Genomic DNA, 20,733 nt, shown 5'->3' on the forward strand with positions numbered 1-20,733 from the left:
GACAGTGGCCGACCAGTCACTCGCACACCACGTCGAGGACGAACACCTCGACGTCCTGCTCCGGGAAGCGGAGCGCACGCTCACCGAGGCCCGGGTGTGGAGCCCGCGCGAGGACGCGGAGGCCCTGGCGGCCCATGTGCTGGGCCTTCCGGGCGGCTCCCCGAACCCGGCCGGGCAGCCGGTGTCCGCGCCCGCCGCGGCGCAACTGCGGGCCCTCGTGGCGCGCCGGGCCGCCCGGATCCCGCTCGGTCATCTCACCGGGCGGGCCCGGCTCGGCGGCATCGAAGTCGCGGTCACCGAGGACGTGTTCGTACCGCGGTTCCCCACCGAACTCCTGCTGGCATGGGGCCTGTCGGCGGTGCGCGAGAAGCGGGCGCCCGTGGTGGTCGACCTGTGCACGGGCTCGGGGGCGCTCGCCCTGGCCTTCGCGCACGCCCGGCCCGACGCCCAGGTGCACGCCGTCGACCTGGACCCGGCCGCACTCGCCTGCGCGCGACGCAACGCCGCGGCGCGGGCGGCGGCCGGCGACACCCCGGTCGCCGTGCACGCGGGGGATGTCACGGACCCGGAACTGCTCGCCGTGTTCGACGGCCGGGTGGACCTGGTGCTCGCCAACCCGCCGTACGTGCCCGTGGGTACGGAGCTGCTGCCGGAGTGGGGCGAGCACCACCCCCGCCAGGCCGTCTTCGCCGGTGCCGACGGACTCGACGTCATCCGGGCCGTCGTCGACTGCGCGGCGCGGCTGCTCCGGGACGGCGGCGGCCTGGCGATCGAGCACGGGGACGCGCAGGCCGGCGTGGTGCCGGGGCTGCTGGCCCGCACCGGTGCGTTCGCGGGCACCGAGAGCCACCGTGACCAGGAGGACCGCCCCCGTTCCACGACGACGTACCGCACGGCAGACGATGGGAGCAGGAGCATGACGACGACCTCGGCCGCCGAGGCCGGACTGGCGGGACTGCGCGCCGAACTCGACCAGATCGACGTCCGGTTGCTGGACACCCTCCGAGCCCGTATCGAGTGCTGTGTACAGATCGCGGAGCACAAGCGCGAGCACGCGGTGCCGATGATGCAGCCGCACCGGATCGGCATCGTCCAGGAACGCGCGGCCCACTACGGCGCCGAGCACGGTGTCGACCAGACGTTCCTGCGCCGCCTCTACGACCTGATCATCGAGGAGACGTGCCGGGTGGAGGACCTCGTCATCGGCGGGGAGACCGCCGCGCGGAAGCCGGCCACGGGTGACGGATCATGACCACTCGCCCGGTGCGCACGCTCCTCATCGACAACTACGACTCCTTCACCTACAACCTCTACCAGCTGCTCGGCGAGGTGAACGGGCAGCCGCCGACCGTGGTGCGCAACGACGTCGACTGGTCCGCCCTGCACCTGGGCGACTACGACAACATCGTCGTCTCGCCGGGGCCCGGACGCCCGGGCCGCGAGCGGGACTTCGGCGTGAGCGCCCGCGCGATCCGCGAAGCCGGACTGCCCGTGCTCGGCGTCTGCCTCGGCCACCAGGGCATCGCCGAACTGTTCGGCGGTACGGTCGAGCACGCGCCCGAGCCGATGCACGGCCGGGTCTCTCCGGTGCGCCACGAAGGGGCGGACATCTTCGCGGGGCTCCCGTCGCCCTTCTCCGTGGTGCGCTACCACTCGCTGGCCGTCACCGCGCTCTCCGACGAACTGGAGGGCCTCGCCTGGACCGAGGACGGCGTTCTGATGGGGCTGCGCCACCGCACCGAACCGGTGTGGGGCGTGCAGTTCCACCCCGAGTCCATCTCCACCGAGTACGGGCGCGAACTCCTCGGCAACTTCCGCGACCTGACCCGGAGCCGCCGCGAGCGGGTCGCCGCCGCGGCACCCCCGTCGCCGTACCACCTGCTGGTGCGCCGGCTGGCCGGCGCGCCCGACACCGTGACCGCCTACGCGGAGCTGTTCGCCGGCAAGCGGCACAGCTTCTGGCTGGACAGCGGTTCCCACGCGGACGGCAACGCCCGCTTCTCCGTGTTGGGGGACGGCACGGGTCCGCTCGCGGAGTACGTCACCTACCGGGTCGCCACCCGGACCGTGCGGGTGGAGCGCGCCGGCCGGCCGGACGAGGAACTGGCACAGGGGTTCTTCGACTACCTGGACGGAGAGCTGCGCCGACGCGCCCTGCCGGCCGACGACTCGCTGCCGTTCGCCTTCAACCTCGGCTACGTCGGCTACCTCGGCTACGAACTCAAGGCCGAGACCGGGGCCACGGCCGCGCACACGTCGCCCACGTCCGACGCCGCGCTGCTCTTCGCGGACCGCGCGATCGTCGTCGACCACGCCGAGCAGACCACGTACCTGCTGTGTCTGGGCACGGCGCCGGACGACCCGGACGCCCTCAAGTGGCTGGACAGCACCGCGGGCCGGCTCGACGTGCTGCCCGCAGAGGTCCGGCGGCAGCGGCGACCCCTGGTCGACGCGTTCCCCCTGGCCGCGGCGTCCCTGGTGCCGCGACACGGCCGGGAGGACTACCTGGCGCGGATCGACGAGTGCCTGGAGGAGATCCGCAACGGCGAGTCGTACGAGATCTGCCTCACCAACATGGTCACCACCTCCACGGTGCTCGACCCGCTGGACACCTACCGGCTGATGCGCGACCTCAGCCCCGTCCCGTACGGAGCCCTGCTGGACCTGCCGGGTGTGGCGGTGCTCAGCGCGTCGCCGGAGCGTTTCCTGTCCATCGGCGTCGACGGGATCGCCGAGTCCAAGCCGATCAAGGGGACCCGGCCGCGCGGCGCCACGCCGGAGGAGGACGCCGCGCTGGCGGAGGATCTGCGCGCCAGCGCGAAGGACCGCGCCGAGAACCTGATGATCGTGGACCTGCTGCGCAACGACCTCAACACCGTGTGCGAGGTCGGCTCCGTCCACGTGCCCAAGCTCTTCGACGTCGAGACGTACCCGCCCGTGCACCAGCTCGTCAGCACCGTGCGCGGCACGCTGCGCCCGGGCACGTCCGCGGTGGACTGTGTGCGGGCCTGCTTCCCCGGCGGGTCGATGACCGGGGCGCCCAAGCTGCGCACCCTGGAGATCATCGACCGGCTGGAGGCGGGCCCGCGCGGCGTCTACTCGGGCGCGCTCGGCTGGTTCTCGCTGAGCGGTGCCGCCGATCTCAGCATCGTCATCCGGACCATCGTGGCTTCCCCGGAGGGAGCCTCCTTCGGCGTCGGCGGGGCCGTGATAGCCCTCTCCGACCCGGCCGAGGAGTACGAGGAGACGCTGGTGAAGTCCCGGACGATGACGGCGGCGATCGCCGGCAGCGCTCCCGGCGGCCGGGCGGGGGCCGCATGACCGCGCACCCGCTCGCACCGGCCGTGCCCGGGATCCGGCGCTGCGTCGTGGCCGGCGGATCCGGCGCGGTGGGGCGCCTGTTCACCGAAGTGCTCGCCGACGCCGGTCTCGACGTCTGTGCCGCCGATCCGGAGGCGCCCGGCACCGCCCGGCCAGGCGTCCGCCTGCTCAAGGGCGACATCACGGCGCCGGACGACACGCTGCGCGCCGAACTGGCCGCCTGCGACCTGCTCGTGCTCGCGGTGCCCGAACCGGTGGCGCTGGACGCGGTGGGCGCCCTGGCCGGCGTCCTGCCGCGGCGCGCGCTGCTCGCGGACACGCTGTCGGTGAAGTCCCGGATCGCCGACGCGGTCACGGCCCGTCTGCCGGAGCATCAGGCGGTGGGCCTGAACCCGATGTTCGCCCCGGCGCTCGGCCTGCCCGGGCGCCCGGTGGCCGCGGTCGTCCTGCGCGACGGGCCGCTCGTCGAGGACCTGCTCGGCCTGGTCGCCGACGGCGGCGCACGCGTCGTACGGATGGACGCCGAGCGCCACGACCGGCTGGCCGCCGTGTCCCAGGCCCTCACCCATGCCACCGTGCTCGCGTTCGGTCACGCCCTGGCCGAGCTCGGCGCGGACATCGCGGAACTGGCCGCCGTCGCGCCCCCGCCGCACACCACCCTGCTGGCGCTGCTCGCCCGGGTCGCCTCCGGCACCCCGGAGGTCTACTGGGACATCCAGTCCGCCAACCCGTACGCCGGAAGCGCCCGCGAGGCGCTCGCCCACGGCGTGGACCGGCTGCGCGACCTCGCCCGCGACGGCGAGGAGCGGGACTTCGAGCGTCATCTGCACCAGCTGTCCGGTGTGTTCGGCGACCGGCTCGCGCACTTCGGGGACGTGTGCGCCGGGCTGTTCGCGCAACTGCCCGCAGCCTCCCCCGCCGACCACGAGGAGAACGCGTGATCACCGATGAGCTGAGCACCACCAGGCCCGCCAACTGGGTCGCCGCCCGTATCGACAAGACCACCGACTCACTGGACCGCGCCTTCGACGAGGGGCTCACCGGGCATGTCATCAGCGGGCGCGCCGGCAAGGAGGTCGAGCTCGCGGACGGCAGCCGCGCCGTCGAGTTCGTCTCCTGCTCCTACCTGGGCCTGGAGGAACACCCGGATCTGGTCGCGGCCGCGCAGGACGCGCTGGGCCGGTTCGGCGTGCACTTCTCCTCCTCGCGCAACCGGATGCGCCCGGTCTATCTGGGGGAGCTCGAGGAACTGCTGAGCGAGATCTACGGCGGCCGGCCGGTGGTGCCCTTCACCTCCGTCAGCAACGTCCACCTCGGTGTGCTGCCGCTGCTGGGCAACGGCACGCTCCCCGGCTATCCCGTCACGGGCGACGGCCCGGTGTTCCTGATGGAGAAGACCGCCCACGCCTCGATGCAGGTGCTGCGCGGGGTCCTGGAGCAGATCGGCCCCGTGCACCGGTTCGACCTGGCCGACCCGCTGACCCTGAAGGCCCGGCTGGCCGATGCGCGGGAGCAGCGCCGCACCCCCATCGCGCTGGTCGACGGCGTCGGCTCGATGGGCGGCCTGATCGACGTCGACTCCCTGGCCCGGTCGCTGGGGGAGGCCGGCGGGCTGCTGTACGTCGACGACGCGCACGGCATCTCCATCGACGGCCCCTACGGCGCCGGTTACGCCTACGAGGCCTTCACCGACGGGCTGCCCGGCAACGTGGTGCTGGTCGGCTCGCTGTCCAAGGCCTTCGGCGGCGCGGGCGGTTTCGTCGTGCTGCCCGGCGAGGAGGATGTGCGGGTGCTGCGCAAGTTCGCCAACCCGCTGGTCTTCGGGCACTCCATCATGCTGCCGCTGCTCGCGGCGGACGTGGCCGCGGCCAGGCTGCACCTGAGCGGCGAGGTGGCCCGGTTGCAGGAGCGGCTGTGGGGGAACGCCGCTCTGTTCGACGAGCTGACCGACGGCCGGCTCGTCAGCGCCGGGCAGCGTTCGCCCGTCCGCGGCGCCCATTTCGCCACCGAGCAGGCGGCGTTCGAGGCCGTGAGGCGGCTGCGCTCGGCCGGCGTCCTGGTGCTGCCCGCCTTCTTCCCGACCGTCGCGAAGGGCACCGGGCTCATACGCTTCGCGCTCTCCGCGCTCCACGAGACCTCCCAGCTGACAGCAGCTGTGGAGGCGCTCGGCCCGATCGCCTCATGACCGTCCCCCCACTGCAACGGTGAGCCCACGACCCGGCGGGCCCGCCCAAGGAGTCACATGAACACGAAGAACCTGGTCCCTCCGGCCGGACCGGCGCGTACGCTCGCCCTGGCCCAGTTGATCAGCAGGACCGGTGACGGCGCGTACTACGTGACGGCGGCGCTGTTCTTCACCCAGGTCGTCGGCTTGTCCGCGGCCCAGCTGGGCCTCGGGCTGACCATCGCCTGGACGGTGGCGCTGGCACTGAGCGTGCCGCTGGGACATCTGGCCGACCGCCGCGGGGCGCGGGGGACGGCGGTGTTCTTCTTCCTGTGCGCGGCGGTGGCCGTCGGTTCGTACCTGGTCGTGCGCTCCTTCCCGCTGTTCGTGCTCTCCGCGTGCCTGTACGCGGTGGGGCAGCGCAGTGGCTCGGCGGCCCAGCAGGCTCTGCTCGCCGGGGTGGTGCCCAAGGAGAACCTCACCAAGGTCCGTGCCATCCTCCAGGCCAGCTACAACGCCGGGCTCTCCCTGGGTGCCGCGCTCGGCGGCGTGGTGCTGCTCTTCGACACGCGTGGGGCCTATCTCGCGGCGTTCGCGCTCAACTCCGTGGCCTTCGCCGTGGCCGCCGCGGTGCTGTGGCGGGTGCCGCCCATCGCCCCCGCCCCGGCACCCGCCGACGGCGAGCGGACGAAGACGGTGTTCCGGGACCGGCCCTACGTCGCCGTCAGCCTCCTCAACCTGGTCCTCGTGCTGCACGTGCCGCTGATCGACGTGGCGCTGCCGCTGTGGATCGTCGGGCACACCGAGGCCCCGAAGTGGGTGCTGTCGGTGATGTTCGTGCTCAACACGCTCGCCGTCGTGGTTCTCCAGGTGCGCGTGGCGCGCGGGGTGACCGACCTGGCGAGCGGGGCGCGGTACGTGGTGCGCGGCGGGCTGCTGCTCGGCGCGGGCTGCGTCGTCTTCGCCTTCTCCGGCAGCGGTGACTCCGCCTGGTCGGCGGTGCTGCTGCTGGTCGCCGCCGCGGCGGTGCAGACGGTGGGCGAGATGATGCAGATGGCCGGCAGCTGGGAGATCAGCTTCGGGCTCGCCCCGGACGGCAAGCACGGCCAGTACCAGGCGTTCTTCGGGTCGGGTCTGACGGTGGCCGAGATCGTGGGCCCGCTCGCGCTGACCGGGCTCCTCGTCTACTGGGGCGCGCCCGGCTGGATCCTGCTCGGCGCCCTCTTCGTCGCGGCGGGCCTGGCGATGGTGCCGGTCGTGCGATGGGGGGAGCGCACCCTGGCCGGCCAGGGGGAGGCCGTACCGGACACCGCCGACGCGGCCGAGCACCAACTGACCAGGGACTGACCACCGACTGACTGACCAGGCACTGAAAGGAAGGGAGACGGACGCATGGGCTCGGACGCGGACACGACCGCGGCGGCGGGCGGCGGCAGCCGCACGGTGCTGCTCATCGGCGGGCGGGTGGAGACCGTCCGCAAGGCCCGGCAGCTCGGGCTGGACGTCGTCAACGTCCAGCGTCCCGACGAGTACCGGCCCGAGTACGCCGACCTGGTCCGCGCGGCCCTGCTGGTCGACTACACCGACTGGTCCGTCCTGCGGCCCTTGGTGACGGCCGCGCACCAGGTCTTCGGGTTCTCGGGCGTGGCGACCATCACCGAACCCGGTGTGGAGCCCGTCGGCCTCATCTGCGACACGCTGGGCCTGCGCGGTAACAGCCACCGGTGCACCCGGCTGCTGCGCGACAAGGCGGAGATGCGGGGGCACCTGGCCGGCCGGCCCGGCGCGGTCGCCGCCGCCGTGGCCGAGGACCGGGCCGCGCTGGAGAGGTTCGGGGCCCGGCACGGCCATCCCTTCATCGTCAAGCCGGTGGACGCGGCCGCCAGCTTCGGGGTGCGTCTGGTCGAGACGCCGGACGCGATCGAGGACGCCTGGCAGGCGATCACCGCCCTGCGCGGCAGCACCGGGCACCCCTTCGCCGCGTACTTCCCGGTGGGGCGCTTCCTGATGGAGGAGTACCTGGACGGGCCGGAGTACAGCGTCGAGTCGCTCAGCTTCGACGGCCGGCACATCCTGCTCGCGGTCACCGAGAAGAGCACCGTCGCCGGCTTCGTCGAGGCCGGGCACGCCCTGCCGGCCCGCCTGCCGGCCGCCGACGAGCAGGCCGTACGAGACTGTGTCACCGCCTTCCTCGACGCCGTGGAGCTGCGCCACGGTCCCGCGCACACCGAGGTGAAGCTGACCTCCCGCGGTCCCCGCGTGATCGAGTCGCACGGGCGGCCCGGCGGCGACCGGATCATGGAGCTGGTCGAGGCGGCGTACGGCGTCGACATCGAGGCGTACACCGTCGGCTGGGCCGCCGGGGCACTGCCCGCGATCGAGACGCCCCCGAAGGCCCACGCCGCCGCCGCGACCTGTTTCCTCACCGCTCAGCCGGGCCGGGTCACCGGCATCGAGGGCGTCGAGGAGGCACGGGCGCACGAGGGTGTCGTCGGGCTGGACGTCACCGTCGACGTGGGCGGCACCGTACGCCCGCTGCGGGCGAGTTGGGACCGGGTCGGCCAGGTCCTGGTCACCGGCCCCGACACCGGGGCGGCCCTGGCGCTCGCCCAGCAGCTCGCCGGAAAGATCACCGTGACGACCGAGCCGAACCCAGACTGACAATCGGAAGAAGTAGCACCATGTCAGAACACATCCTGATCTTCGGTAACGGATATGACATCCCCGGCCGCATCCGCGCCCGTGGAAAGAGACTGGGCCGCACGTACACCACGAGTGTGCTGTGCCGGCTCGAACACCTGGCCAAGGTGGAGGAGGCCGAGGGGCACGCCCGGATCGTCGCCGTCCGGGCCGACGCGCCCGTCGAGGAGTGGATCGAGCTGGCCCGCGCCGTCCACGCCGTGCAGCCGGTGACGCGCATCGCGACCTTCGGCGACCAGTGCCAGGAGGCGGCGGGCGACGCGGGCCGGGCGCTGGGCATCGCCACGCACGCGCCGGAGACCGTCCGGCTGGTCTTCGACAAGTTCGCCATGCGACGGCGGCTGGCCGAGGCCGGCGTGGAGTCGATCCCCGCCGCCGAGGTGCCCGACGCGGACGCGCTGCGCGCCTTCGCCGCCGAGCACGGCTACCCGTGTGTGGTCAAGCCCCGCCGGGGCACGGCCAGTACGGGAGTGTCGGTGATCCGCTCGGCCGAGGAGGCGCAGGCCGCGTTCGCACGGGCCCGGGGAGAGGAGGAGACAGCGGGAGCCGATGAAGCGGGGGCGGCTTCCGAGGTCGTCGTGGAGGCCTTTCTCCCTGGAACCCAGTACAGCGTGGAGGCCTTCTCGGAAGGCGGTGAGCACGTGGTCGTCGCCTTCACCCGCAAGTACTCGGACCCGGCCAGCCTGGTGGAGCTCGGTCATGTGATGCCCGCGCCGCTCGACGCCGGGCAGGAGGAGGAGATCAGCGCACACCTGGCCCGGGCACTCGACGCGCTGGGGGTGGAGTTCGGTCCGACCCACACCGAGGTGGTGCTCACCGGACAGGGCCCCCGGATCATCGAGACCCACCTGCGGGTCGGTGGCGACGAGATCTGGAACATGGTCACCGACGCCACCGGCGTGGACCTGGTCGAGTACCAGCTGCGCCAGTGCATGGGCGAGCGGGTGCTCCTCGAACTGCGCGCCGCGCTGGCCGGCTCCCGGCGCGGCCGGCGCAGCGAGGCGATCTGGTTCGCCGGCGCGCCCGCCACGGGGGTCCTCGTCGAGGTCGCCGGTGCGGACGGGCCGCACCCGGACGGCGTACGGGTCGAGGTGCTGGGCCGGGCCGGGGACCGGCTGCACGGCCTGCGCAGTTCCGACTCACGGCTGGCCCAGGCCCGGGCCGGCGCCGACGCCCCGGACAAGGCGCTCGCACTGGCCCAGGAGGCCATCGGACGCCTGGAGTTCGTCACCCGGGTCGCTGTCGAGGAGCCCGATCTGCTGTGAGCGCATCGGTGGAGTCCAGGCGTCAGTCGGCACCGCGCGGTACGTGCCGGCCACGTGCCGTCCCGCCGGACGCGGAAGCGGACGGACCGGCGCGCGCGGACGGGGGTGACGCTCCCGCCGCACCGGCGCGCGGGGACGGGAGCGACATACGCGGCCTGTTGGAGAACCTCGACGGGCAGATCGTCGCGATGGTGCTGCGCCGGGCCGCACTAGCCCGGCACTACCACGCACTGCGGCGCACGGCGGGGCTGCCGCAGTCGGAGCTGGCGTGGGAGAACCAGGCGCTGCGCCGGTACACCGAACCGCTCGGAACCAAGGGCACCGACATCGGGCGGGCTGTGCTGGCCCTGTCCCGGGCCGCCCCGCGGCGGCCCGGGACGAACGAAACGAACGGGGGCCCACCACGGAAAGAGAATCCATCCGTCCGGACAACGGAAAGCGCCCGCGGAGACCCGCCGCAACAAGCGGCTGAAGTCTCCTGACGGGCGCCCGCACCGCAGTGTGAAGCGGCGGTCAGAACCCCATGAATTCAGGGTGTTCTGCCAGTTTGAAGAAATGGTCGGCCGGATTGTCGATCAGCTTTCTCCGGTCCAGGTCGATGAGGCCGGCGACGCTGGACAGTTCGGCCGCCACTACGCCGTCGGCCCGGATTATCTGCTGCTCGACGTGGAAAATCTTGCCGTCGCCCCACACCCACTTACAGGTGACGTCGACCTCATCCCCACCGCGCAGTTCACTCCGGAACCGCATGGTGTTCTCCAGCACGGCGGGGCCAATTCGGGTGGACAGCAACTTGTCCTGGGAAATGCCCGCGGCGCGTAGGCTCTCCCATCGCGCGTGCTCGCAATACTGCAGGTAGATGGCCTGGTTGAGGTGCCCTTGCGTGTCGAGTTCGTACCCTCGCACGACGATGCGCACCTGAAACGGCTCTGCCATACTCGACGCCCTCCTTCGGGTATTTCTCCACTTCATACCCCATGCGCGATCTCCGTGCAACCATGCGTCGGTTGCCTGGGGAGACACTGAATGCCGAAGGAATGAAGTATTCCGTTCACGAAAATCGGATCTCTTCGGTAAGAGTTTCCTGTGTGAGCTGGCTCACACCATTATTTCGGTTGACTCCGAGGGGTGCGGCGGTGTTAGCGTCGACGTCGAACCCGGCTGAGACGAGAATTGAATTCACGAATTCTCGGCCCTCCAGAATAGCCGTCATGATGCCTAATGAAAGCGAATCCGATGACGGACTTAATCGGCATCCTGACAAGGATGTCCCATCAACGTCCCGACGAGCCGGCGATCTCCCACAACGGGCACGAACTGAGCTACGCGCAGCTGCTGCTCCACGTCCGTGCGACGGCGGCGCGGCTCGGCCCGTCGCCCGGGGTCGTCGGCGTCCTGACCGACCGGTCGCCGGCCACCGTCATCGCCATGCTGGGCGTGCTCGCCGCCGGCGGCACCTACTGCCCCGTCGATCCGGCCTTCCCCGCCGCCCGTCGGCGGGCCCTGATGGAGGCCGCCGGCTGCACGACCGTGATAGCGGCGCGGCCCGGGGCCTCGGTGCCCGAGGGCACGCAGGGCGTCCTGCGCGTCCTGGCCGCCGATCCGGGCCCGCGGGCCGACGACGGTCCGGCCGCCGACCCGGGCCCGGCCGACCCCGAACGGCCGGCGTACATCCTCTTCACCTCCGGCTCCACCGGCGCGCCCAAGCCGGTCCTCACCCCGCGGCGCGCCATCGACGCCTCGGTCGGCTCACTGCGCGGCCTCTTCGGCCTCGCGCCCACCGACCGTGTCCTGCAGTTCGCGTCCCTCAACTGGGACACCTGCTTCGAGGAGATCCTCCCCACCCTCACCAGCGGCGCGACCCTGGTCTTCCACGACGAGGCCTACACCGGCTCGCTGCCCCGGCTGCTCAAGGCCGTGGCCGCCGAGCGCATCACCATGCTCGACCTGCCCACCGCGTTCTGGCACGAACTCGTCCGGTACCTCGCGGAGGACGGGGCGGCACTGCCCGACTCCGTGCGGACCGTCGTCATCGGCGGCGAGGCCGTCAGTCCGGCCCGCCTCGCGGACTGGCGCGCCCTCGGCACCGAACACATCCGGCTGATCAACACCTACGGCTGCACCGAGACCACCCTGATCACCCATGCCGCCGACCTGCACGGCCCGCAGGCCCCGGGCGACGGCGCCTGGTGGGGAGAGGGCGGCCGGGTGCCCATCGGCGCCCCGCTGCCGCATGTGCGCGACGACATCGGCGACGACGGCGAACTCCGGATCTCCGGACCCGCGTTGGCCCTCGGCTACCGCAACCTGCCGGAGGTCACCGCCGAGCGCTTCGTCACCCGCGGGGGCCCGGACGAACCCGAGCGCTGGTTCCGCACGGGCGACCGGGTCGGCCGGCGGCCCGACGGCCTCCTCGTCCACGAGGGGCGGCTCGACGCGGAGATCAAGGTGCGCGGAATCCGCGTGGACCCCGCGGAGGTCGAGGCGCACCTGACCGCCTACCCGTCGGTCGGCACCGCCGCCGTCGTGGGTGCGCACAGCGCGGGCCGGACCATCATGGCCGCCTATCTCGTGGCCGAGTACGACGACGCGGCCGACACCCTGGTCCGTGACGTCCTGGCGTATCTGCGCGAGACCGTGCCGGACCACCTCATACCGCACCGGGTCACCGTCGTTCCCGAGCTCCTCTACACCGCCAGCGGCAAGGTCGACCGCGCCGCGACCCACCACCGCCACGCTCCCGCGGCCGCGCCGCCGCGCTCCCGGGGCTGAGCGACATACCGCACCGGCCGGCGGCAACGGCGGCCGGCGGTGCCCACGCACGAAGCAGGGCGCCGACGAGGGCCACGCGCCCCGTCCCGGACCACGCCCGGCAGCACGGCACCGGGCCCGCCCACGCCCCCAACGGCACCGCTGCACGAACGGCCTCATGCAGCACCGGCCCGATCCAACGGCCTCATGCAGCACCGGCCTCACGCACCAACGGCCCCAAGCAGCAACGGCATCGATGCACCCACGGCCCATGCACCCACGGCCCCATGCACCAAGGCACCGATGCGCCAACTGCCCCCACGCACCAACGGCATACAGAAGAGGACAGTCGATGAGCTCTGACGACATAGTCGGGATCTTCCAACGCGTGCTGGAGACGGACAGCATCTCCGCGGACTCCGACTTCTTCCTGCTGGGCGGGGACTCCCTGCTCGGGACGCGCGTCCTGAGCGCCGTCGCCCGGACGCACGGCGTGGAGCTGTCGTTCGAGGACCTCCTCGACGCACCCACCCCGGGCGCGCTGGCCAAGAAGATCGCGGGCGCGGCCCGATGAGGGTCCTCGTCGTCGGCGCGGGCCTGGCGGGCCTCACCGCCGCGAACGACCTCGCCGCACAGGGCGAGGAAGTCCAGGTGCTGGAGGCGCGCGACCGCGTCGGCGGCCGGATGCACGGCATCGAGGTGGCGGAGGGCAGCTGGGCCGACGCGGGCGCCGCCTACCTGGGCGAGCGCCACACCGAACTGCTGGCGCTGATGGCCGAGACGGACCTGAAGGCCGTGCCGACCACCATGGACGGCGCCAGCCGGTTCGCCCTGACCCCGGACGCCGGCACTCCGGACGCGCAGAGCGTGCCCGGCCGCTTCCCGCCGCTGAGCGGGGTCGCGCTGGGCGAGCTGTTCGACCTGCTGGACGAGGTGACGCGCACGATACGCGTCGACGCGCCCTGGCTGACCCCGGACGCGGAGCGACTGGACGCGATCACGGCCGCCGAGTGGGCCGAGGAGAACCTCCGCCACCCCGATGCCCGGCTGTTCTTCCCGCTGTTCCTCGGCGAGATGATGGCGGCCGCCCCCGCGGACGTCTCCGTTCTGCACATGGCGTTCTACCTGCGCTCCGGAGGCGGTCTGCGTTATCTCAACGCCTTCGCCGGCGGCGCCCAGGAGTCCCGGATCGACGGCGGCGCCCACCGGCTGTGCGAGGCACTGGCCGCCCGGCTCGGTGACCGCGTCCGGCTCGCCGAACCGGTGCTGGCCGTGGAGCAGGACGACGACGGCGTCACGGTGGGGACCGCGGAGGGCGAGTACCGCGGCGACGCCGTGATCATCGCCGTACCGCCGGTCCTCGCCGACCGGATCGACTTCCGTCCGGGCCTGCCCGCGCCGCGTTCCAGCGACCGCACGGCACCCGGCTGCGCGGTGAAGGTCCACCTCGTCCACCCCTCGCCGCTGTGGCGGGACATGGGTCTGTCCGGGTGGTCGGTCAGTTCGGACGGACCGCTGCTGTCCACCGTCGACGACTCCGCCCCCGGCGGTGTGGGCGTCCTCACCGGCTTCGTCACCGGCGAGGAGGCCAAGCGGTACGCGGCGCTGCCGCCGGCCGAGCAGCGTGCCGCCGCCGTCGCCCAGGCGGCCCGCCTCTTCCCCGGGCTGCCCGAGCCCATCGGCTTCCACGTCACCAACTGGCTGGACGAGCCCTACAGCCGCGGCTGCTACGCGGCCCTGTTCGGTCCCGGCGACTGGATCGCCCAGGGGCCCCGGCTGACCCGCCCGCACGGCCGCGTCCACTGGGCCGGCACGGAGACCAGCACCGAGTTCTTCGGGCTGATGGAGGGCGCCATCCGCTCCGGCCACCGGGCCGCCGCCGAGGCCGCCGCCGACCACCTCACCGCAGGGAGCGCACTGTGACCGACCTCAGCCCCGTCGCGCCGCTGTCCGTACGGCAGCAGTTCATGACCGACCCCACCCTGGGCGCCGGCAACTTCCTCCAGAAGGCGCTGGAGGCCAACCCCCACAACACCGTCCCGTACGCGTACAGCCACTCCACGGACCACCGGGGCCAGGTCGTCCTGCGCGGCCACAGCCTCACCGACCTCGCTGCCCTGCGTGACCGGTACGCCCGCTGGTACTGGGCCAACGGCGTCAAGCCGGGCGAGCCCGTGGCGGTGTTCGTCGCCGAGGGCCTCGAACCGCTGCTCCACTACCTGGCGCTGACCGCCCTCGGCGCGATCCCGGCAATGATCAACAACGCCATGCCGGAGCGCACCGCCGTCCGCTACATCGACCACGTCGGCGCGGTCGGCCTGGTGGCCGACGACCCGACCCGGCTGGTCGCGGCGTACCGCGCCGACGGCAACCGGCGCCGGCCGCGGTTCATCGTGCCGAACGCCGAGATCCGCGCGTACGACCCGGAGCACGGCGCGCTGCCGGACGCGTACCCGTACCAGCACGACGCCGACGAGGTGGTCGCGCTCATCCACTCGTCCGGCACGACCGGCACACCGAAGTCGACGATGCTCGCCCACCGGCAGTTCTGGGAGGGCAAGCAGCCGCGCATGGAGCGGTTCCCGGCCCAGCCCGAGGACCGGCTGATGTCCCTCATGCCGCACACCCACGCGGGCGGGCTCAGCTACTTCCTGACCGCCACCCTCCTCGGGCTGCCCACCGTCGTCATGGGCGACTGGCGCAGGGTGGTTGTGGAACCGGTCATGGAGGCCTTCCTGCCGACCATGGTCGCCTCCTTCCCGCGCACCTTCGTCGAGCTGGCGACGGGCGAGCTGCCGGTTAGGGGCGCCGCCAAGGTGCACAGCTGGTTCAACACCGGCGACGGCGCGCACTACGGGCACATCAGGCGGCTGGTGCAGCTCGGCGAGCGCCCCGCGGGCCTGATCAAGCCGTGGCTGCTGCCCCGCGACCACAGCAGCGAAGAGCCCCTGCCCGGCTCGCAGTTCATCGACGGACTCGGCTCGTCCGAGATGGGCATGGCCCTCTTCGGGCAGGTCACCACGCCGGAGTCGGCGCGCAACGACCGCTGCGTCGGCAAGCCCACCGAGGTCGTCACCGCGGCCGCGGTCCTGGACGCCGAGGGCGCGGAGGTGCCCGTCGGCACGGTCGGTCTGCTGGCCGTCAAGACGCCCTCGCGCACCCCCGGTTACTGGAACGACCCCGCCCTGACCCGCAGCTTCGAGCTCGACGGGTACTGGCTGACCGGCGACGTCGCCCGCAAGGACGAGGACGGCAACTTCTACCACCTCGACCGGACCGTGGACGTCATCGACACCGAGGACGGCCCCGTGTACAGCCTCCCCATCGAGGAGGTGCTGCTCGCCGACTGCGCCGACGTGGTCCTGGACTGCGCCGTCGTCGGAGTGCCGGCGGCGGACGGCCGGGGACACCTGCCGATCGCCGTGGTACGCCTCCAGCCCGGGGTGGCGGAGCCCTCCGCCGGCGAACTGCGCGAGCGGACCGGCAAGGCACTCGGCGCGGCCGGGCTGACGCAGCTCGCCGCGGTGATCGTCGCGCGCGACCTCGCCGACTACCCCACCGGGGTCACCGGCAAGTCCCTCAAGCGTGAGCTGCGGACCCGCTGGGCGACCCTCCTCACCGACCCCGGCCGCGCCTTTGGCGAGGGCTGAGGTCCCGGACCGTCGCAGGCCCGGTCCCGATCTGTCCGAAGTCGTCACATCGAGCGAAGGATGAACTCCCGCATGCTGGAGAGCGACGGCACAACCCTGTGTGTGATCGGTGCCGGGCCGCGAGGTCTGTCCGTCGTGGAGCGCGTCTGCGCCAACGCGACGGTCACCGGACAGCGGGCGGTGCTGCACCTCGTCGATCCGTACCTGCGTCTGGGCAGTCGTGTCTGGCGGGTGAACCAGCCCCCGATGCTGCTGATGAACACGGTCGCCTCACAGGTGACGATGTTCACCGACGAGAGCGTGACCTGCGAGGGTCCCATCTCGCGGGGCCCGAGCCTGTACGAGTGGGCGAAACTGCTCGAGCGGCTGGAGCCGTTCGTTCCCTACCCGCCGCACGTGTACGAGGAGGCCGGACGGCTCGGCCCGGACTCGTACCCGTCCCGGGCCCTGTACGGGCGCTATCTCGGCTGGGTGTTCGACCGGCTGGTGCGCACCGTCCCCGAACACATAGCGATCGAACCGCACGGCGCGCAGGCCGTCGCGGTCCGCGACGAACCCGGCGGAACGCAGACCGTCGCGCTGGACAACGGCACCCGGCTGACCGGCCTGGACGCCGTCGTCCTGGCCCTGGGCCACGTCGACATGCCGCTGACCGGGCAGGAGCGGGAACTGGACGCCTTCGCCGCGGAGCACGGCCTCGGATACATCCCGCCCGGCAACCCGGCCGAGGCCGCACTGGAGCGGATAGCCCCGGGGGAACGGGTCGCCCTACGGGGTATGGGGCTGAACTTCTTCGACCACATGGCCCTGCTCACCACCGGACGCGGCGGCTCCTTCGCCCGCGAGCACGGGACGCTGCGCTACCAGCCGTCCGGCGACGAACCCGTGCTGATCGCCGGCTCCCGGCGGGGAGTGCCGTACCACGCCCGTGGCGAGAACCAGAAGGGAGCCACCGGGCGGCACCACCCGCTGTTCCTGACGGAGCACGTCATCAGGCGGCTGCGGGCGCGGCGCGATGCGGGCGAGCCGGTCGAGTTCGGCCGGGATGTGTGGCCGCTGGTCGACCTGGAGGTCCGGGCCGTCTACTACCACGCGCTGATAGCACAGGAGCGCGGCCGGTACGACGCGGACGTCTTCCTCGGCGAGTACCGCGCGGCCGTCGGCCCGGACGCCGGCGGCGGCGCGGCCGGCCCGCAGGGCGAGGGGCCGCTGCTCCGGCGCTTCGGTGTGGCCGACGCCCTGCGCTGGCACTGGGACCGCATCTCGCGTCCGTACGGAGACCGGGAGTTCACCGACCCGGCGGACTTCCACGACTGGCTGCTCGGCCATCTGCGCCAGGACGTCCGGGAGGCGCACCGCGGCAACCTCCGGGGGCCCCTCAAGGCCGCCCTGGACGTGATGCGCGACCTGCGCAACGAGGTGCGGCTCGTCGTCGACCACTCCGGCATCACCGGCGCGTCCTACCGCGACGAGCTGGAGTCCTGGTACACGCCGCTCAACGCCTACGTCTCCATCGGTCCGCCGCTCGGGCGCATCGAGGAGATGGCCGCGCTCATCGAGGCCGGCGTCCTGCACGTGGTCGGCCCCGGCATGACGGTGAGCCCGTCGCCCGAGGGCAAGGCCTTCGTCGTGAGCTCCCCCCGGGTCCCCGGCTCCGAGCGCGAGGTGTCGACGCTCGTCGAGGCACGCCTGCCGCAGTTCGACGTGCGCACCACCCGGGATCCGCTGCTGCGGGACCTCGTGGAGCAGGGGGCCGCGCGCCCCTACGCGATCGCCGGCCCCGCGCGGCGCCGCCACCGCACGGGCGGGCTGACAGTCACCCAGAAGCCGTACCGGCTGGTGGCGGCATCCGGGGCCGTGCACCCGCGCCGCTTCGCCTTCGGAATCCCGACCGAGTCGGTGCACTGGGCCACCGCGGCGGGCATCAGGCCGGGCTCGGACTCGGTCATCCTCGGCGACGCGGACGCCATCGCCCGGGCCTGCCTGGCGGCGGGCGCGGGGACCCGCCTCGCCCGGCCCGTCGCCACCGTGGAAGGAGACTGACGATGGACCCGGAGTACCTGCCCGGCGAAGACGCCCTCAGCCGCGACGCCGGTGTGCTGTCCCCGGTGTGGGCCGGCGGCGGGGAGGAGCTGTCCGACGAGGCGTGGGTGGCGGCCATGCTCGACGTGGAGGTGGCGCTCGCACGGGCCCAGGCGCGGCTCGGGGTGGTGCCCGAGTGGGCCCTCGCCCCGATCGAGACCGCCGTGCGGTCCCGGCCCGTCGACGTCGCCCGGCTCGCCCGCCGTGCCCGGGGCTCGGCCAACCCGGTCGTCGAACTCGTGCGTACCCTCACGGACGCCGTCGCAGGACCGGACCCGGCGGCCGCCGAGTTCGTGCACCGCGGCGGCACCAGCCAGGACGTCCTGGACTCCGCCGCCATGCTGCTCGCGGCCCGGGCCCTGACCCGGATCGACGCCGACCTGGGCCGGACGGCCGACGCGCTGGCGCGACTGGCCGCCGCCCACGCCACGACGCCCATGGCCGGCCGCACGCTCACCCAGCACGCGGTCCCGGTCACCTTCGGGCTCAAGGCGGCCGGCTGGCTCACCCTGGTACTGGACGCCAGCGACCGGGTCCGCCAGGTGCGTGCGGCCCTGCCCGCCCAACTCGGCGGCGCCGCCGGGACCCTCTCCGCGTACTGCGAGTACGCGCGCCTGGCCGGCGTCGACCCGACGGGTCACGCGGCCGCGCTGACCACCGAGTTCGCCGCGGAGCTGGACCTGCGGGCACCCGAGGCGCCCTGGCACACCGTGCGCACTCCGCTCGCCGACCTCGGCTGGGCCGTGGTCGCCGTCACCGGCGGCCTCGGCAAGTTCGCGACCGACGTCCTGGGGATGACCCGTACCGAGGTGGACGAAGTGGCGGAACCGGGGGCCGAGGGCAGCGGCGCGTCCTCCGCGATGCCGCAGAAGCGCAACCCCGTGCTCGCCACGATGATCGTGTCCGCGGCCCGGCAGGCCCCCGCCCACGCCCTGGTCCTCGGGCAGAGTCTGCTCGCCGAGGACGAACGCTCCCCGGGCGGCTGGCAGTCGGAGTGGCAGCCGCTGCGCGAGGCGCTGCGGCTGGCCACGGGCGCCGCCCGTACCGCGGCCCGACTCGCCGAGGGGCTCGCGGTCTTCCCCGCCCGCATGCTCCGCAATCTGGACCTGACCGGCGGCGCCGTCGTCTCGGAGCGCCTGAACGCGGTGCTGGCGCCGCTGCTCGGCAAGGCGGCCGCGAAACGGCTGCTGGCCGACGTCGCGCGCGAGGCCGTCACCACCGGCCGCCCGTTCGCGGAGGTCCTGGCGGCGGCACCCCACCTGGCTGCCGAACTCCCCGACGGCACCAAGCTCGCCCATTTGCTCGACCCCGCCAACTACCTAGGGGCGGCCGAGGAGGTGGTGGAGCGCGTGCTCCACCGCCACCGCAACCGGCCCACGTCGAACGCTGAGGATTGAGATGGAAGCCCTGAGGGACACGGCGCCGGGCGTACTGGAGGCCCAGCAGCCGTACGAATACGAGCGCACCATCCTTGTCGAGCCCGACTGGCGGCGTCTGCCGGGCTGGCGCGACATCACCCCTGAGCAGTGGCGCGACGCCCAGTGGCAGCGTGCCCACTGTGTGAAGAACCCCCGGCAACTGCGCGCCGTGATGGGCCCGTTGCTCCAGGACCGGTTCTACGAGGACCTGGAGGAGGACCGTCGGCGCTTCGCCACGATGTCCATGCTGCTGACACCGCACATGCTCAACACCATGGCGCCGCACGCGCCGGCCGAACCGGTGGTGTTCACCGAGACCTTCCTCGCCGACCCGGTCCGCCGCTACATGCTGCCGGTGGCGAGCGACCGCGACCCCGAGTGGCCCAGTCATCCCTACGCCGAGCGGGACTCGCTGCACGAGACCGAGATGTGGGTGGTGGAGGGCCTGACGCACCGCTATCCGACCAAGGTCCTCGCCGAACTGGTCTCCACCTGCCCCCAGTACTGCGGCCACTGCACCCGCATGGACCTGGTGGGCGGTTCCACCCCGCAGGTGGACAAACTCAAGCTCACCCTGACACCGGCCGACCGCCAGGACCAGATCGTCGACTACCTCAAGCGCACGCCGGGGGTCCGCGACGTCGTCGTCTCGGGCGGGGACGTGGCCAACGTCCCCTGGCCGCGCCTGGAGTCGTTCCTGATGCGCCTGCTGGACCTGGAGAGCGTGCGGGACATCCGGCTGGCCACGAAGGCCCTGGCCGGACTGCCCCAGCACTGGCTGCAGCGGCAGGTGGTCGAGGGCCTGGAGCGGGTGGCCCGTACGGCCGCCCGACGGTCGGTCAACCTCGCCGTGCACACCCACGTCAACCATGTCCAGTCGGTCACCCCGCTGGTGGCCGAGGCGGCCCGGACGGCCCTGGACGTCGGTGTCCGGGACATCCGCAACCAGGGCGTGCTGATGCGCGGCGTCAACACCACGCCCAAGGCGCTGCTCGATCTGAGCATGGCCCTGCAGGGCGAGGCGAACATCCTCCCCTACTACTTCTACATGTGCGACATGATCCCCAACGCCGAGCACTGGCGGGTCGCGGTCTGGGAGGCCCAGGAACTGCAGCACCGGATCATGGGCTACCTGCCGGGCTACGCCACTCCGCGGATCGTCTGCGACGTGCCGTACGTCGGCAAGCGCTGGGTGAACCAACTCGCCGACTACGACCGGGAGCTGGGTATCTCCCACTGGACCAAGAACTACCGCACCGGGATCGAACTCGACGACCCGGACGCGCTCACGCGCCGCTACCCGTTCTACGACCCGATCTTCACTCTGAACGAGCCGGGGCGGCTCTGGTGGCGCGAGAACGGACACAGGAAAGAAGGCTGAC

16 protein-coding genes are annotated in these 20,733 nt (G+C 72.7%); 15 read left to right on the forward strand and 1 reads right to left on the reverse strand.

The window, feature by feature from the left end; genetic code table 11:
- Window positions 1-4: 4 nt before the first annotated feature.
- The 8 genes from ACZ4N4_RS40305 to ACZ4N4_RS40340 all read left to right on the forward strand — a co-directional run bounded on the left by ACZ4N4_RS40305 (window position 5) and on the right by ACZ4N4_RS40340 (window position 9,932).
- Window positions 5-1,252, forward strand: coding sequence for a HemK family protein methyltransferase (locus ACZ4N4_RS40305; RefSeq protein ID WP_467598438.1), 1,248 nt, complete (start codon window positions 5-7; stop codon window positions 1,250-1,252).
- Complete coding sequence (gene pabB / locus ACZ4N4_RS40310) at window positions 1,249-3,321, forward strand: aminodeoxychorismate synthase component I (protein WP_467598441.1); 2,073 nt, start codon at window positions 1,249-1,251, stop codon at window positions 3,319-3,321. Before ACZ4N4_RS40305 ends, pabB begins: the two co-directional genes overlap by 4 nt.
- A complete protein-coding gene (locus ACZ4N4_RS40315; protein ID WP_467598444.1) occupies window positions 3,318-4,262 on the forward strand; it encodes a prephenate dehydrogenase/arogenate dehydrogenase family protein in 945 nt (314 codons plus the stop codon). The genes pabB and ACZ4N4_RS40315 overlap by 4 nt, the downstream gene beginning before the upstream one ends.
- Window positions 4,259-5,506, forward strand: coding sequence for an aminotransferase class I/II-fold pyridoxal phosphate-dependent enzyme (locus ACZ4N4_RS40320; RefSeq protein WP_467598446.1), 1,248 nt, complete (start codon window positions 4,259-4,261; stop codon window positions 5,504-5,506). Before ACZ4N4_RS40315 ends, ACZ4N4_RS40320 begins: the two co-directional genes overlap by 4 nt.
- A gap of 57 nt (window positions 5,507-5,563) precedes the next feature.
- Window positions 5,564-6,832 (forward strand): MFS transporter, encoded by a 1,269-nt coding sequence (locus ACZ4N4_RS40325; RefSeq protein ID WP_453564753.1) that lies wholly within the window; start codon window positions 5,564-5,566, stop codon window positions 6,830-6,832.
- A gap of 45 nt (window positions 6,833-6,877) precedes the next feature.
- Entirely contained in the window at window positions 6,878-8,146 is a 1,269-nt protein-coding gene (locus tag ACZ4N4_RS40330) for an ATP-grasp domain-containing protein (RefSeq protein WP_467598449.1), read from the forward strand.
- Window positions 8,147-8,166: 20 nt separating this feature from the next.
- Window positions 8,167-9,450: an ATP-grasp domain-containing protein gene (locus ACZ4N4_RS40335; RefSeq protein ID WP_467598452.1), complete on the forward strand. Its 1,284-nt coding sequence runs from the start codon at window positions 8,167-8,169 to the stop codon at window positions 9,448-9,450.
- A gap of 158 nt (window positions 9,451-9,608) precedes the next feature.
- A complete protein-coding gene (locus ACZ4N4_RS40340; protein ID WP_467598455.1) occupies window positions 9,609-9,932 on the forward strand; it encodes a chorismate mutase family protein in 324 nt (107 codons plus the stop codon).
- Window positions 9,933-9,963: 31 nt separating this feature from the next.
- Here the strand turns inward: ACZ4N4_RS40340 and ACZ4N4_RS40345 are convergent, their stop codons facing one another.
- Window positions 9,964-10,386 (reverse strand): acyl-CoA thioesterase, encoded by a 423-nt coding sequence (locus tag ACZ4N4_RS40345; protein ID WP_453564745.1) that lies wholly within the window; start codon window positions 10,384-10,386, stop codon window positions 9,964-9,966.
- A gap of 330 nt (window positions 10,387-10,716) precedes the next feature.
- Between ACZ4N4_RS40345 and ACZ4N4_RS40350 the strand changes: the two genes are divergently transcribed.
- The 7 genes from ACZ4N4_RS40350 to ACZ4N4_RS40380 all read left to right on the forward strand — a co-directional run bounded on the left by ACZ4N4_RS40350 (window position 10,717) and on the right by ACZ4N4_RS40380 (window position 20,732).
- Window positions 10,717-12,222 (forward strand): amino acid adenylation domain-containing protein, encoded by a 1,506-nt coding sequence (locus ACZ4N4_RS40350; protein ID WP_467598458.1) that lies wholly within the window; start codon window positions 10,717-10,719, stop codon window positions 12,220-12,222.
- A gap of 331 nt (window positions 12,223-12,553) precedes the next feature.
- The gene (locus ACZ4N4_RS40355; protein ID WP_453564740.1) at window positions 12,554-12,775 is read left to right on the forward strand and encodes an acyl carrier protein; all 222 of its coding nucleotides are present in this window, start codon (window positions 12,554-12,556) and stop codon (window positions 12,773-12,775) included.
- Window positions 12,772-14,124, forward strand: coding sequence for a flavin monoamine oxidase family protein (locus ACZ4N4_RS40360; RefSeq protein WP_467598461.1), 1,353 nt, complete (start codon window positions 12,772-12,774; stop codon window positions 14,122-14,124). The genes ACZ4N4_RS40355 and ACZ4N4_RS40360 overlap by 4 nt, the downstream gene beginning before the upstream one ends.
- Window positions 14,121-15,851 (forward strand): class I adenylate-forming enzyme family protein, encoded by a 1,731-nt coding sequence (locus tag ACZ4N4_RS40365; protein WP_467598464.1) that lies wholly within the window; start codon window positions 14,121-14,123, stop codon window positions 15,849-15,851. The genes ACZ4N4_RS40360 and ACZ4N4_RS40365 overlap by 4 nt, the downstream gene beginning before the upstream one ends.
- Window positions 15,852-15,911: 60 nt before the next feature.
- Window positions 15,912-17,894: an FAD/NAD(P)-binding protein gene (locus ACZ4N4_RS40370; protein WP_467598466.1), complete on the forward strand. Its 1,983-nt coding sequence runs from the start codon at window positions 15,912-15,914 to the stop codon at window positions 17,892-17,894.
- Window positions 17,895-17,896: 2 nt separating this feature from the next.
- Window positions 17,897-19,330, forward strand: coding sequence for a lyase family protein (locus ACZ4N4_RS40375; RefSeq protein ID WP_453564732.1), 1,434 nt, complete (start codon window positions 17,897-17,899; stop codon window positions 19,328-19,330).
- A 1-nt stretch (window position 19,331) separates the two neighbouring features.
- The gene (locus ACZ4N4_RS40380; protein ID WP_453564730.1) at window positions 19,332-20,732 is read left to right on the forward strand and encodes a KamA family radical SAM protein; all 1,401 of its coding nucleotides are present in this window, start codon (window positions 19,332-19,334) and stop codon (window positions 20,730-20,732) included.
- Window position 20,733 lies beyond the last annotated feature (1 nt).

The sequence above is a fragment of the Streptomyces sp. NPDC026538 genome, assembly GCF_055567535.1.

Coding starts and splice junctions, on each gene's coding strand:
- pabB (WP_467598441.1), top strand. CDS start 1,249: ATGACCACTCGCCCGGTGCGCACGCTCCTCATCGACAACTACGACTCC.
- ACZ4N4_RS40315 (WP_467598444.1), top strand. CDS start 3,318: ATGACCGCGCACCCGCTCGCACCGGCCGTGCCCGGGATCCGGCGCTGC.
- ACZ4N4_RS40325 (WP_453564753.1), top strand. CDS start 5,564: ATGAACACGAAGAACCTGGTCCCTCCGGCCGGACCGGCGCGTACGCTC.
- ACZ4N4_RS40330 (WP_467598449.1), top strand. CDS start 6,878: ATGGGCTCGGACGCGGACACGACCGCGGCGGCGGGCGGCGGCAGCCGC.
- ACZ4N4_RS40335 (WP_467598452.1), top strand. CDS start 8,167: ATGTCAGAACACATCCTGATCTTCGGTAACGGATATGACATCCCCGGC.
- ACZ4N4_RS40345 (WP_453564745.1), bottom strand. CDS start 10,386: ATGGCAGAGCCGTTTCAGGTGCGCATCGTCGTGCGAGGGTACGAACTC.
- ACZ4N4_RS40350 (WP_467598458.1), top strand. CDS start 10,717: ATGTCCCATCAACGTCCCGACGAGCCGGCGATCTCCCACAACGGGCAC.
- ACZ4N4_RS40355 (WP_453564740.1), top strand. CDS start 12,554: ATGAGCTCTGACGACATAGTCGGGATCTTCCAACGCGTGCTGGAGACG.
- ACZ4N4_RS40360 (WP_467598461.1), top strand. CDS start 12,772: ATGAGGGTCCTCGTCGTCGGCGCGGGCCTGGCGGGCCTCACCGCCGCG.
- ACZ4N4_RS40370 (WP_467598466.1), top strand. CDS start 15,912: ATGAACTCCCGCATGCTGGAGAGCGACGGCACAACCCTGTGTGTGATC.
- ACZ4N4_RS40375 (WP_453564732.1), top strand. CDS start 17,897: ATGGACCCGGAGTACCTGCCCGGCGAAGACGCCCTCAGCCGCGACGCC.
- ACZ4N4_RS40380 (WP_453564730.1), top strand. CDS start 19,332: ATGGAAGCCCTGAGGGACACGGCGCCGGGCGTACTGGAGGCCCAGCAG.